12 protein-coding genes are annotated in these 12,840 nt (G+C 45.8%); 4 read left to right on the top strand and 8 right to left on the bottom strand.

Going from position 1 to position 12,840, the window contains the following annotated elements; translation table 11 throughout:
- Positions 1 to 6: 6 nt before the first annotated feature.
- The 3 genes from FHS57_RS17625 to FHS57_RS17615 are packed head-to-tail and all read left to right on the top strand — an operon-like array spanning position 7 to position 2,060.
- Complete coding sequence (locus tag FHS57_RS17625) at positions 7 to 558, top strand: YceI family protein (RefSeq protein WP_183975970.1); 552 nt, start codon at positions 7 to 9, stop codon at positions 556 to 558.
- A 4-nt stretch (positions 559 to 562) separates the two neighbouring features.
- Positions 563 to 1,330: a c-type cytochrome domain-containing protein gene (locus FHS57_RS17620; RefSeq protein ID WP_183975968.1), complete on the top strand. Its 768-nt coding sequence runs from the start codon at positions 563 to 565 to the stop codon at positions 1,328 to 1,330.
- Positions 1,331 to 1,343: 13 nt separating this feature from the next.
- A complete protein-coding gene (locus tag FHS57_RS17615; RefSeq protein WP_183975966.1) occupies positions 1,344 to 2,060 on the top strand; it encodes a VIT1/CCC1 transporter family protein in 717 nt (238 codons plus the stop codon).
- Positions 2,061 to 2,062: 2 nt separating this feature from the next.
- Here FHS57_RS17615 and msrB read toward each other — a convergent pair whose 3' ends face one another.
- The 4 genes from msrB to FHS57_RS17595 all read right to left on the bottom strand — a co-directional run bounded on the left by msrB (position 2,063) and on the right by FHS57_RS17595 (position 7,134).
- Positions 2,063 to 2,611, bottom strand: coding sequence for a peptide-methionine (R)-S-oxide reductase MsrB (gene msrB, locus FHS57_RS17610; protein WP_183975964.1), 549 nt, complete (start codon positions 2,609 to 2,611; stop codon positions 2,063 to 2,065).
- Positions 2,612 to 2,684: 73 nt separating this feature from the next.
- Positions 2,685 to 4,397: a GMC oxidoreductase gene (locus FHS57_RS17605; protein WP_183975962.1), complete on the bottom strand. Its 1,713-nt coding sequence runs from the start codon at positions 4,395 to 4,397 to the stop codon at positions 2,685 to 2,687.
- A 271-nt stretch (positions 4,398 to 4,668) separates the two neighbouring features.
- Positions 4,669 to 5,328, bottom strand: a complete 660-nt coding sequence (locus FHS57_RS17600; protein ID WP_183975960.1) for a hypothetical protein — start codon at positions 5,326 to 5,328, stop codon at positions 4,669 to 4,671.
- Positions 5,329 to 5,412: 84 nt separating this feature from the next.
- Positions 5,413 to 7,134, bottom strand: coding sequence for a GMC oxidoreductase (locus FHS57_RS17595; RefSeq protein ID WP_183975958.1), 1,722 nt, complete (start codon positions 7,132 to 7,134; stop codon positions 5,413 to 5,415).
- 157 nt (positions 7,135 to 7,291) lie between these two features.
- Here FHS57_RS17595 and FHS57_RS17590 point away from each other — a divergent pair, with 157 nt between their 5' ends.
- Positions 7,292 to 8,677 (top strand): Gfo/Idh/MocA family oxidoreductase, encoded by a 1,386-nt coding sequence (locus FHS57_RS17590; protein ID WP_183975956.1) that lies wholly within the window; start codon positions 7,292 to 7,294, stop codon positions 8,675 to 8,677.
- A gap of 67 nt (positions 8,678 to 8,744) precedes the next feature.
- Here FHS57_RS17590 and FHS57_RS17585 read toward each other — a convergent pair whose 3' ends face one another.
- The 4 genes from FHS57_RS17585 to FHS57_RS17570 all read right to left on the bottom strand — a co-directional run bounded on the left by FHS57_RS17585 (position 8,745) and on the right by FHS57_RS17570 (position 12,728).
- Positions 8,745 to 9,626, bottom strand: coding sequence for a class I SAM-dependent methyltransferase (locus tag FHS57_RS17585; RefSeq protein ID WP_183976240.1), 882 nt, complete (start codon positions 9,624 to 9,626; stop codon positions 8,745 to 8,747).
- Between the two features lie 120 nt (positions 9,627 to 9,746).
- A complete protein-coding gene (locus FHS57_RS17580) occupies positions 9,747 to 11,348 on the bottom strand; it encodes a hypothetical protein (protein ID WP_183975954.1) in 1,602 nt (533 codons plus the stop codon).
- Entirely contained in the window at positions 11,335 to 11,751 is a 417-nt protein-coding gene (locus FHS57_RS17575; protein ID WP_183975952.1) for an EVE domain-containing protein, read from the bottom strand. The genes FHS57_RS17580 and FHS57_RS17575 overlap by 14 nt, the downstream gene beginning before the upstream one ends.
- Before the next feature lie 50 nt (positions 11,752 to 11,801).
- Complete coding sequence (locus FHS57_RS17570) at positions 11,802 to 12,728, bottom strand: ROK family protein (protein ID WP_183975950.1); 927 nt, start codon at positions 12,726 to 12,728, stop codon at positions 11,802 to 11,804.
- Positions 12,729 to 12,840 lie beyond the last annotated feature (112 nt).

Genomic DNA, 12,840 nt, shown 5'->3' with positions numbered 1-12,840 from the left:
ACCACTATGAAATTTCCATTGATTTTATTCCTCAGCTTAATGATGGGCAATGTCTTGGCTCAGGACGTCCTGATTGCAAGAAACGCTCAGATAAGTTTTTTCTCTGAAACACCCCTCGAAAATATTTCAGGTTTGAACAAAAACGTCACGGCCATTCTCAACACCAAAACCAGCGAAGTGGCCGTAAAAATGCAAGTGGCGCAGTTTGAATTTCCGAACAAGCTGATGCAAGAGCACTTCAACGAAAACTACTTAGAATCCGACAAATACCCAACGGCTTCTTTTACGGGAAAAATTCAGGAAAAGGTTGATTTTAGTAAAGAAGGGGTACAAGCGATTACCGCAAAAGGAATGTTGAACATGCACGGTGTTGCTAAAGAACGTACGATGACGGGAAAACTGACCGTAACAAAAACGGGCGCATCGTTGGTTTGTGAATTCAACGTTCCGCTAACCGACCACAAAATTGAAGTCCCGAAACTCGTTTTTGAGAAAATTGCCGAAGTGATTGCGGTCAAAACCAACTTTTCATTTGTCCCGTACGAACAAAAAAAGTAAGCACATGAGAGCATTCATCAACGCCTTTTTTTTCGCAATTTTAATGGGTTTATTGGGAGGTTGTTTGTACGAAAAAGGTGGCCCACTTCCATCTGACACAAGTACCAGCGGCGGAAGCGATACCAACGGAGGAGGCGGGAGTACCGCTGCCCTTGATTCTTTGCCCTGTGGCGCTCCTACTACCACCAACGCCCAGAATCAGGTTTGTTTTAACACGGCCATTTTGCCCCTCTTTTTAGCCAACTGCGCCACGAGTGGCTGTCACGATTCCAAGACCGCCGAAGAAGGCTATGACCTCACGTCGTACGAAAAAATAGTTCGCAAAGGCATTACGGCAGGAAACGCCAAGAAAAGTAAACTGTATCAGGTCATCATTGATACCAGTAGAGAACGAATGCCGCCACCGCCCAACGCGCCCATGAGCAGCGATAAAATTCAACTGATTGCGTCATGGATTGACCAAGGTGCCAAAAATATCACGTGCGAAACCAGCGGTTCCACAAATTCTACGCAGGTAGCGAGTTATTCAAAGCACTTAGTGCCTATCTTTGACTATTATTGCACGGGTTGCCACAATAGCACCACCCAATCGGGAAACATCAATTTAACAGGCTACGCCAACGTACAAACTTTGGCCAAAAACGGCAAGTTATACGGAGCCATCACGCACGCATCGGGCTATCAACCCATGCCTAGTAGTAGTTTGAAACTCTCAGATTGTCAGATTGGGTTGGTCAAAAAGTGGATTGACTCGGGCATGCTCAACAATTAACTTTCCCAAAAAAATGGATACCATCCGCCACCACGAAAATAGTATTCTTCACAAAGAAGAACACCTCACCAGTTCTGCCTTTATTACCGACATCGTCATTGGTATGTCCGATGGTCTAACGGTTCCGTTTGCCCTTGCAGCGGGTTTGAGTGGTGCTGTTGACAGCAACGCGTTGGTCGTAACGGCAGGTATCGCCGAAATTGTGGCGGGGTCAATCGCGATGGGCTTGGGTGGTTTTTTGGCTGGGCAAACGGAAGTAGAGCACTACGATGCCGAGCAAAAACGTGAATATTGGGAAATAGAAAATCTCCGACAACGCGAAATTGACGAAACCAAAGAGATTTTCGCCGAAATGGGGCTTAGTCCTGAGTTGCAAGAAAAAGTGACGCAAGAGATTGCGAAAGACAAGAACAAATGGGTTGAATTTATGATGAAATATGAACTTGGCCTCGAAAAACCCGACCCCAACCAAGCTCGTAAAAGCGCCCTGACGATTGGAATTTCGTACGCTTTTGGGGGCATGGTGCCCTTGTTGCCCTATTTTTTCACCTCTACTCCTTTTGAAGGACTCATTTGGTCGGCCGTCACAACGCTGATTTGTCTCTTTATCTTTGGATACTTTAAGAGCAAAGCCACAGGACAACACCCGTGGCTAGGAGCTCTTAAAGTAACGCTCATTGGCGCAGTAGCGGCCGCAGCGGCATTTGGAGTGGCAAAGTTGTTTGAGTAAGCTTAGGGAATATCCACCTGAGTACTATCGTCGGGGACAAAATCTAGTACGATGGAGTTCATGCAAAAGCGTTTGTGCGTAGGAGCTGGGCCGTCGTCAAAGATGTGGCCGAGGTGCGAATGGCAACGTCCACAAAGCACCTCTACCCGCTCCATTCCGTACGACTTATCGGGGGCATAAATCACGCTTGTGGGTCGCATGGGTTCAAAAAAACTAGGCCACCCACACGTACTTGCAAACTTAGCCCCCGAACGAAACAAGGCGTTTCCACAAACTGCACAATAGTACGTTCCCACGCCCGAAAAGTTCCAATATTTACCCGTAAAGGCCATTTCTGTCGCTTTCTTACGGCCAACTTGATATACGCTATCAGGCAAGACTTTCTTCCATTCTTCGTCCGATACCTTCAATGGCAACGTATCAGTTCGTGAATAATACGGATTTTTCATGGTCATATCATTCGTTTTGGCAGTAGAAGTCGAAGTTTGGTTTTGACAGCTTGTAATACTCCAAAGGCTTATGAGCGCCAAGATGCAGGCAATTCGATACATAGCATTCATTCGTTTTATGGTATAAACGAATACCGTCGCTAATAAGATTCCTTTTGGTTTGTTTTGTTATCGGTTATAGGTTCCCTTTTTTAAACTCCTTCACGGCATAGTCCACCGCGCGGGCAGTGAGTGCCATGTAGGTCAGTGATGGGTTTTGGGTTGCAGTAGAAGTCATACACCCACCATCGGTGACAAACACATTTTTACAAGCGTGCATTTGGTTCCAACGGTTCAACATCGACGTTTTGGGGTCATTCCCCATCCGAATGCCCCCCATTTCATGGTTTTCGTTGCCTGGAACGCGTTTGGTATCGGCGGTTTTGATGTTAATGAACCCTGATTTGGCAAACATTTCGGAAAACTGTTCGTAAAAATCTTTCACCATTTTCATGTCATTATCGTCAAAATCGACCGACATGACCATTTGTGGAATGCCCCAGTCATCCTTCAAATCCGAATGCAGACGAACGTGATTACTTTCTTTGGTCAACACCTCTCCCATCATGTTCGCGCCGATGCTCCAGCCCTCTTTTGAAGGTGTTGCTAAGGTATTCTTCAGGTCTTCTCCCCAGCTATTTTCGGTCGGATTACCCAGCTTAGAAGCACTAATCGAAGCTGCATATCCTCTCAAGAAGTCGGTTTCTTGCTTGGTCACATTTCTAAAACGCGGCAAATAAGCGCCGTTCGGGCGTTTTCCTTCGTACGTAGAATCGTGATAACCGTCAAATTCGGCCGACACCCGACCACGGTAATTGTGGAAACCAATGTATTTGCCCAACACCCCGCTATCGTTACCAAAACCATTCGGAAAACGATTAGACTTAGAGTTCAACAAAATCAAATTTGAATTCAGCGCCGAGGCATTGAGGAAAATCACCTTAGCATAGTATTCTGTCATTTGTTTGGTATTCGCATCCACGACCCGCACGCCCGTTGCCTTCCCCAGTTTCTCATCAAAAATCAACGAATGCACCACCGAATGAGGTTTGAGGGTCATTTTTCCCGTTTTCATTGCCCAAGGTAGCGTCGAAGAATTACTGCTAAAATACCCTCCATACGGACAACCGCGCTCGCAAAGCACCCGATGTTGGCATTGAGTACGGCCTTGGTCGTGGTGGATTTGCTTGGCTTGAGATAGGTTCGCCGTACGACCAATGATGATTTGGCGGTCGGTGTAATTTTTGGCTACTTGTTGGCTAAAGTGCTTTTCAACGCAGTTTAACTCGTGCGGTGGCAAAAACTCACCATCGGGGAGGTTCGGAAGCCCGTCTTTGTTTCCAGAAATCCCCGCAAATTTTTCGACGTAGCTATACCAAGGCGCAATGTCTTTGTAACGAATGGGCCAATCGACCGCAAAACCATCGCGGGCAGGGCCTTCAAAGTCAAAATCCGACCAACGTTGCGCCTGGCGCGCCCACAACAACGAGCGCCCACCTACTTGATAGCCGCGCATCCACGAGAAGGGTTTCTCCTGCACAAACGGATGTTCAAAGTCTTTCACCACAAAATGCAACGTCGGTTCTTTGAAGATATAGTGCCCACTTGACGCAGGGCTTCTTTGTTTTAATTCTAACGGAACATCCCCCAAATGTGGAAATTCCCAAGGGTTTTTCATAGCCGTGGGATAATCAACAACGTGCTTCACGTCCCGTCCGCGCTCCAATACCAGCGTACGCAGTCCTTTTTGGGTAAGCTCTTTGGCCGCCCAGCCGCCGCTAATTCCTGTCCCCACCACAATGGCGTCGAAGGTGCGTTCTTTGATCGAATCTATATTAAAATTTGACATACTTCCGAAAGACAAATGTTTCTTATAAAAGTGTTTTAACCCCGTTTCATACTTTCAATTCAAGGCCAAAGCCCCCAAAAAAGTCTCTATACCAAGTTGCCAATTTTTCTCTCCCTAATCCCACATTCTACCCCTACCTTTGTAGCCACAATTCACTTCATCAACATGACATAGTACCTAGTACAAGTTTTTGGGAATCTTAAAGGGTTGAAAGCAAAAAGCCGTTTGCAATTGCAAACGGCTTTTTTTATTATGTTAACATCAGAAAGAATTAGGCGGTGAGGGCTTTAATAGTTTCTTTCAATGCTTTAAGCATTTTAAAAATCACGTATAGGTGTTCGGTAGTAGCATCATAACCCCTTGATATGCAATAGGATTGACCTTCTAGTACCATAAAATACCAATCTCTCCCCATCACAAAACAACCATACATTGCTTGCCCAGGTTTTTGATTTATTGTTTGCCCAACCAGCATCGCCGACAAACATTGCCCTTCGGGCTCACCATTAGGCTCTCGGTGTTTTTTATATTCCGTAAAGCAAAAAAAAGGCGACTCAGGTTCTCGGTAGCCTGTGGCAATCAGCCCGTCAGGTTTACCGTACAGGCGAATGGATTGATGATTCAAATCTTCGACGATAGTTTCGATGGGCCGCTCAGCAAAGAGATTAAAGTAATGCTGACGATTGGTAAAACGTACCGACGAGAACATAGGGCCTATGAAATGTAACGATAGTTCTTGCTCATTCCAGTGCAAAATATTGTCTTTCAGCAAACTTTGAAAAAGCGCTAGTTCTTCTTTTTCAAAATCTGATAAGGTAATTTCTTCCGAAAGTTGTAGCCAGTTGGTGAGTCCCGCCAAGGTATCTACTTGCTCCAACCCAAAGTTTTTTTCAAGGTAGAGCAACGTACAATCACTAAACGATTTTTCCATCTGCACCATAGTTTTGTTTTTTTAACCAATACTCACAAAGATAACTAACAAAACCAAGACCCCTTCTGGCTCCCCAAAATAATATCACAAACTCTTCGCTTTCAACTGCTTCACGGCATAATTGGTAGCTCGTGCCGTGATGGCCATAAAAGTAAGTGACGGATTTTGGGTAGAATTGGAAGTCATACAAGCGCCGTCGGTGACAAACACATTTTTGCAGTGGTGCAATTGATTCCACTTGTTCAGTTGCGAGGTTTTGGGGTCCTTACCCATTCGCACCCCGCCCATTTCGTGAATATCTAGCCCTGGAGCTTTGCTAGGTACGTCGTTGGTACCGATATTTTTAAAACCCGCCAGGGTCAACATTTCGGTCATTTGTTCGTGAAAATCTTTGACCATGTTGTCGTCGTTTTGGTCGTAGGCGACGGAGGTTCTTAACAACGGAATCCCCCACGCATCTTTCTGATTTTTGTCCAACGTTACAAAGTTGCTTTCTTTCGGAATCGTCTCCCCCATCATCCAAGACCCCACGCGCCAGTTGCCGTATTTAGGATTGGCTAAGTTGGTTTTGAGTCCTTCACCCATGCCCGAGGTGTCGTAGTTCATCACGCGCTCTCCCGAAAAACCTGCGGCGTAACCACGTAAAAAATCCGTCTTTTCTTGTTGAAAAACGTTCCTAAAGCGAGGAATATAACTACTGCCTGGCCGTTTTCCTTCTTGGGTCGTATCCAAAAGCCCTTCGTATTCCCCAAAAATAGTCGTTCGGAAATTGTGAAACGAAATGTATTTTCCCAACAATCCATTATCGTTGCTCAAACCATTGGGAAAACGATTGGACGTCGAATTCAACAGTATCAAATTGGTATTCAGTGTCGAGGCATTTAGGAAAATGATTTTGGCATAATACTCAATCATTTCTTTGGTGTTGGCGTCAATGACCCGAACGCCCGTGGCTTTCCCTAGTTTTTCGTCATAAATAACCGAATGCACCACCGAATGTGGGCGTAACGTCATTTTTCCCGTGCGCGCCGCCCACGGCAAGGTCGAAGCGTTGCTACTAAAATAACCACCGTACGGACAGCCCCGCACGCACAAATCGCGCTGCTGACACTGTGCCCTACCTTGCTTGTAATGAATAGGCTGTGGTTTGGTCAAATGCGCACAACGACTCACAATCACGGGGCGAGTTCCTTTGTAGTGCTTGGCCATTTGTTGACCAAAATGTTTCTCCACGCAAGCTTGTTCAAAAGGTGGCAAAAACTCCCCGTCGGGCAATTGTGCTAGTCCGTCTTTGTTTCCCGAAATCCCCGCAAAAATTTCTACATGGCTGTACCAAGGTGCCAACTCAGCGTAGGAAATGGGCCATTCCACCGCAAATCCATCGCGGGCAGGGCCTTCAAAATCGTACTTCGACCAACGCTGCGTTCCCCGTGCCCACATCAACGATTTCCCTCCTACTTGGTAGCCACGAATCCAGTCAAAAGGTTTGTCTTGGATGTACGGATGTTCGTTGTCTTTCACAAAAAAGTGAGCCGAATCCTCCCCAAACGCATAGCAACGGCTTGCAATGGGATTGGCATCAGTAATTTCCTTGGGCAGCTCTCCCAAATGCGGAAACTCCCACGGATTTTTGAGTGTCGTCGGGTAATCGGTTACGTGTTTGACGTCGCGACCGCGTTCGAGCACGAGCGTTTTAAGGCCGTGGTCGCATAGTTCTTTGGCCGACCAGCCGCCGCTAATTCCCGAGCCTACGACAATGGCATCAAACGTACGTTCCTTGACCGAATCAATGTTGAAGAAAGACATGATAGATGTTTTAGCAGTTGATTTTCAGACAGGTTTTGTACATAAAAAGTAGCTTATTTTTATTGTTACTGATGGAATCTAAAATTTTGTCATCCAAGCTATGTAATTGCTAAAGAATGTGGTACTTTAGGCCATAGACTATCTACTTGAATTTGTTATGCCAACCTTTAATCGCCGCACTGTCTTAAAAGCCCTTGGCCTTTCGGCGGGTGTTTCGGCCATCGGAACTTCTGCTGAGGCAAGTACTGTCAAAGAAATTACGTTTTCGCCCAATCCACTCTATGTCCCTATCGCTCAGCCCGTCACGGCCATCGTGTTAGGGGCAGGCAACCGAGGCAATGTGTATGGGCGCTACGCCGTAGCCAATCCTTCTGACGTCAAAATGGTCGGGGTGGCTGAGCCTAATCAGTTTCGTAACGAACGTTTTTCAAAAACGCACGGAATTGAGGACAAACACCGCTTCAATACTTGGGAAGACGTATTTAAAGTTCCCAAATTTGCGGATGCCATCATCATTTCTACCCCTGATACGCTCCATTACGGCCCTGCCCTTCAGGCACTGAAAATGGGCTACCACGTGTTGCTCGAAAAACCGATTTCGCCTTCCATGCAAGAATGTTTGGAGATATTGGCCGCCGCCAAAAAGTCCAAAAGCATCATTGCCGTTTGTCACGTTTTGCGCTATACCGCGTATTTCCGAAAACTAAAAGAACTGTGCGCCTCGGGAGATTTGGGCGAAATGATTAGCATCAACCACCTCGAAGGCATCGAACACGTCCACATGGCGCACTCCTACGTACGCGGGAATTGGCACGAATCGAAGAAAACGAACCCCATTATTTTGGCTAAATCTTGCCATGACCTCGACATCATGCGTTGGATTGCCAACAAGCCCGCCAAAACCGTTTCGGCCTACGGCAACCTCAAGTGGTTCAAAGCCGAAAACGCCCCCGCAGGTAGTACCGAACGTTGCGTTGAAAGCTGTAAAGTAGAACGAGAATGCCCATTTTCGGCCATAAAAGTGTATTACGAACAGAAAAAACGCATCCACGTCCTCGATGTACCCGAAGACCCAGCTCTGCAAGGCCCTGCGATTTTGGAACGTTTAAAAACCTCCAATTATGGCCGTTGTGTCTATAAAATGAACAACGACCAACCCGACCATTATACCAGCATTTATCAGTTTGACAAAGGCGTGTTGGCCACTTTTGGCCTCGAAGCGTTCACGGGCTGGGAAGCGCGCAAAACACGCGTGATGTTCAGCATGGGAGAGATTGAGGGCGACAACGACCTCATCAGGGTCACTGATTTTCGCACCAAAGAAGTAACGATTTGGAAAGCAAGTGCTCAAAAAGAGTTTAATAACTCAGGACACGGAGGCGGTGATTATGGCTTAATGCAAAACTTTGTACAAGCCGTTTCACAAAATAACCCTGCCTTGCTTACCTCCACCATTGAAGCCTCAATTGAGAGTCATTTGATGGGTTTTATGGCCGAAGAAAGTCGCAAAAATGGCCGTTCGATGGAGATTAAAATTGGGTAGAAATATACAAACTTCCCGAAAGTTCAAAACTTTCGGGAAGTTTAAAACTTTCGGGAAGTTCTTCGTTTTACACACTCGCAAAACGATAAAAAATACCCAAAGGCAGCTTCCGTTTGGCACGGTCAGGCAAAAAGAGCTCACCACTTTCTGCATTAGGAACGTCCCCAAAACTATCAAGTACCAAGTTTTCGGCCATCAACGCCGAAAAACCGAGCGAGTATAAGTTTAAAATAAAAACAAAGTCTTGGTTATCCAGCAATTCTGCGCACGATTTTAGTAAATCGTTCAATTGCTCTTCCAATACCCATTTTTCTCCCGAAGGGCCGCGACCATAGGCGGGTGGGTCCAAAATCAGGCCATTGTATTTCTTACCACGGCGCACTTCCCGTTGCACAAACTTAAAGGCATCTTCCACCATCCAACGAATGTTGTCCGTTTCGCTGCCTTCCATGTTTTCACGCGCCCACGTCACCACAGGCTTTACCGAATCAACGTGCGTTACGTCGGCACCTGCTTGGCGAGCCGCCACCGAAGCTGCCCCTGTGTAAGCAAACAAATTGAGCACCGTTGGGCGCTCCACCTTCATGGCGCGAAGTTTGGTATCTAAATAATCCCAATTGGCTGCTTGCTCGGGAAAAATCCCAACGTGTTTGAAGGAAGTAAGCGAGCACTTTAAGCGCAAATTTAATCCGCCGTGGCGGTACTGCGTCCACCATTTTTCGGGCATATTGGGCGCAAGTTTCCACACTCCTTTTTCTGGCGAACCTTTGTCACGCAGAAAAGTTGCCTGCGCCATTTGTTTCCATTCATGATCAGAAAGGGATTTATCCCAAATGGCCTGTGGCTCTGGCCGTGCCAACACATACGCCCCAAAGCGTTCTAATTTTTCAAAATTTCCGCTGTCAATCAGTTCGTATTCTTTCCAGTGAAGAGGAGTCAGAAGTTGCATATAATAGTCGTCAGCCCATTGTACAGAGGGCTTTTTAGGATGATTCAAACACAAAAGTAACTCTGCAAACCGAAATTTTTCATTCCGTTGCAGAGTTACTTTGTTATTTATCCAAAAAAATTAAAACGAAATCTTATTCAAATAAAACACATTTCGGCGGCCGTCGTCACCCGTAATTCGCTGATAACCAAAAGCCAAGTAGAAATTGTCATACCAATACACCACCTCATCGGTTGATGTTTGACGTACTTTATCCCCCAAATCAGCCGTCATGATAGGAATCGGACGAAGGTCTTCAAGCACTTTATCACGGTCAAAAACTTTGGCTTTGATGGCACCACGGCTGCTGTAAAACATCGAAACCGTTTTGTCGTCGTTGGGTTTAATGCGCATTTTTTCCTTGAGTTCCATGCTACGAACGTTCTCAAAAGGCAACGAGTTATCCCAAATCAAATCGCCTTTGGCCGTAAAACCTGCCACGATGGCATGGGTATAAACAAATCCATTGAAAATCTGGCCATTATTCATCCGACGAGCTCCGTACCAAGGATCCCAATAAAACGGATTCAAAAGCCCCATCGTCGGATACATTCCCATTCCACCATACATCATTGGTGAGCCCCACCACGAGCTCGTGCCGTAGGGGCCGATGTTATTGTTTTTGTATTCGGGGTAAAATATTTCTCCCGAAATCAGGTAGTTGCCATTCTGTTCAATGATGTCGTGTACCAACAAGCGGTAGTTCAGCTTCACATCGTCACCATTTTCACGTTTCCGCTCAATCTTCCGTTGCATTCGCTCTTGCTCTCGCTCCGACATAAAATTGAAGAAATTTTTGAAATCGGTAAAGCTATGGTACTGCGTAAATTCGACTTCATCATAGACAATTTTACTCAAAAATAAGCCCTGAGAAGCGCTGTTGTTGTTGCCTTGCATATTGCGGAAGCCATACGTACCAATCATCAGTTTAGTTGAGTCGTTGAGCATAAATAACCGACCGTTCAGTAACGAATAATCGGGTTCGGGGCTGATTGTCACTTGTCCTACGGCTTGCCCGTATTCGTCAAACGTTCGAGAAATAATCTTGATTTCCTTCCCCTTACGAGCGGCATAGCAAACATTGACCAAATGATGGAGCGTATCCACATCTACTGACTGAATGACGGTGTTCGCTTGGGTCACGCCTGCCAATACTTTACTCTGCTTTGAAGCTAAATTGGTATATAAAAGCATGGGTTCGTCACGAACCGTACCTGCCATAAAGACCGAATAACCCAGGGTTTGAAAATCGGTAATTTGAAACTTATCGACCGACGACAGATAGAATGTCTCCATATACCCCGCCAAACCTACTTTAACGACTTGGTAAAAATCGGTACGGCTACGGGTAAACAGCAAATACACCGATTGGCCATCAAACGACGACTTGACAAAGTCGAGGTTATCTTCAATTGTTCCATTTATACTCCAATCCCGCTCTAAATTTGAGTTTAGTTTCTGGAGATTAAAGGCATTTTTCGCGATTTGTGACACTAAAATCACTCCACGCGCCCCCAACGAAATCGTATGATACGACTCGCTCGTTCCCACCACTGGCAACTCCACGCGTTTTATCGTTTGGGCTTGAACTCCCGACAGAAGTGCTCCCAATAGCGCAATCAGAACTATGCTAAAAACCCATTTTGGGTTGTCCACAATGGACGTTTTTTTATGTGCTTTCATTTTGGCTTAAACTTAGTATGACATCAAACTCTTCGGGTCGGATAGGCATTACCGACAATCGAGATTGCCTAATTAACGCTATTTGATCCAATCTATTATCTGCTTTAATTTGCTTCAATGTCACGGGTTTGGCCAAAGGCTGCACAGGCACAAGCTCCACGACCACCCAGCGCGGGTCGTCGGTTGTAGGGTCAGGATATGCTTCCTTCAATACCTGAGCAATGCCTACCACTTCCATGCCCTCATTGCTATGATAAAACAGAACCCAATCACCTTCTTTCATGGCTTGGAGGTTGTTGCGGGCTTGGTAATTACGCACGCCATCCCACACACTTTTTCCTGCCGTTACAAAATCATTCCAACTATACACAAAGGGCTCTGATTTGACCAACCAATAATTCATCTTGTTTCTTTTACTTTTCTACTACGCTATTTTTGAGAGTGTTGTTGCAATTAGCTCACGAGCATGGCCGCGCCAAATACCCCTGCACTATCTCCTAACTTGGGTCGAAGTATTTTGGTTTCGACTCTTCCACTGTTGAAAATATATTTTTTAGCCCGTTCAACCCCTTCGGTGTATAACAAATCAATGTTTCCAACCCCACCACCAAGTACAATGGCATCGGGATCCAAAATATTCATCAATACCGACACCGCCTTGCCAAAGTACTCCAACATTCGGTCGATGGTCTGGGCAGCGTACGGGTCATTCCCCGCTTCGTAGCGTTTCATAATCTCCTTCATCGTGATTTGTTCACCACTAATTTTAGCATAAAAACGCTGTAAAGCAGGCCCCGAAAGCACTTGTTCTACGCAGCCTTTTTTGCCGCAATAACAGTCGTCTCCGTTGGGTTCCAATTCATTATGCCCCCACTCTCCTCCTATTCCTTGGACACCGTTTAGCACAAATGCTTGGCCATCTTTTCCTTTCAAAACCACACCACCACCAACGCCTGTTCCCATGATGACGCCAAAAACACAGTTAAACGTTGGAACGACATCAGGCACAATCCCCATAACCGCCTCCGCAAGCGCAAAACAATTGGCATCGTTGGCTATCTCCACAGGTATGCCCAACATGCTCATCAAATCGCTACGCAAAGGCATATCGTTCAAACAAGTTGTGTTGCAATTTTTCATTAACCCCGTCGAAGGCTCAACCGTCCCTGGCGTACCTACGCCTATTTTTTCCGCCTTATAACCCGTCTCGGCTTCGAGTTCTCTGACAAGCCTAACAATCTGACTGGCGATGTGCGCATACCCTTTATGTGCTTCTGTATCAATACGTTTACGAATCACAACTGAGTCGGGAGAAGGTGATGACAATACAACGCCTTCGATTTTTGTTCCGCCAAGGTCTATTCCCCAAATGGTCTGCATTTTTTGTAAATGGTTGGTGTTTAGTATAAAGCTAATTTTTTGGCATAATTACGAACATTTACGCATTTGTCAAGTTTTCAAAGGGTATTTCTATTTTTGCCGAAACAAATCA

Origin of the sequence: Runella defluvii (assembly GCF_014195535.1) — a bacterium.
GTDB lineage: Bacteria > Bacteroidota > Bacteroidia > Cytophagales > Spirosomataceae > Runella > Runella defluvii.
Note: the sequence above shows the minus strand (reverse complement) of the source record. Positions and strands in the feature narration are given on the sequence as shown.

Excerpts from the sequence above, each read along its gene's own strand:
- FHS57_RS17625 (WP_183975970.1), top strand. The coding sequence starts at position 7 with ATGAAATTTCCATTGATTTTATTCCTCAGCTTAATGATGGGCAATGTC.
- FHS57_RS17620 (WP_183975968.1), top strand. The coding sequence starts at position 563 with ATGAGAGCATTCATCAACGCCTTTTTTTTCGCAATTTTAATGGGTTTA.
- FHS57_RS17615 (WP_183975966.1), top strand. The coding sequence starts at position 1,344 with ATGGATACCATCCGCCACCACGAAAATAGTATTCTTCACAAAGAAGAA.
- msrB (WP_183975964.1), bottom strand. The coding sequence starts at position 2,611 with ATGTATCGAATTGCCTGCATCTTGGCGCTCATAAGCCTTTGGAGTATT.
- FHS57_RS17605 (WP_183975962.1), bottom strand. The coding sequence starts at position 4,397 with ATGTCAAATTTTAATATAGATTCGATCAAAGAACGCACCTTCGACGCC.
- FHS57_RS17600 (WP_183975960.1), bottom strand. The coding sequence starts at position 5,328 with ATGGAAAAATCGTTTAGTGATTGTACGTTGCTCTACCTTGAAAAAAAC.
- FHS57_RS17595 (WP_183975958.1), bottom strand. The coding sequence starts at position 7,134 with ATGTCTTTCTTCAACATTGATTCGGTCAAGGAACGTACGTTTGATGCC.
- FHS57_RS17590 (WP_183975956.1), top strand. The coding sequence starts at position 7,292 with ATGCCAACCTTTAATCGCCGCACTGTCTTAAAAGCCCTTGGCCTTTCG.
- FHS57_RS17585 (WP_183976240.1), bottom strand. The coding sequence starts at position 9,626 with ATGCAACTTCTGACTCCTCTTCACTGGAAAGAATACGAACTGATTGAC.
- FHS57_RS17580 (WP_183975954.1), bottom strand. The coding sequence starts at position 11,348 with ATGAAAGCACATAAAAAAACGTCCATTGTGGACAACCCAAAATGGGTT.
- FHS57_RS17575 (WP_183975952.1), bottom strand. The coding sequence starts at position 11,751 with ATGAATTATTGGTTGGTCAAATCAGAGCCCTTTGTGTATAGTTGGAAT.
- FHS57_RS17570 (WP_183975950.1), bottom strand. The coding sequence starts at position 12,728 with ATGCAGACCATTTGGGGAATAGACCTTGGCGGAACAAAAATCGAAGGC.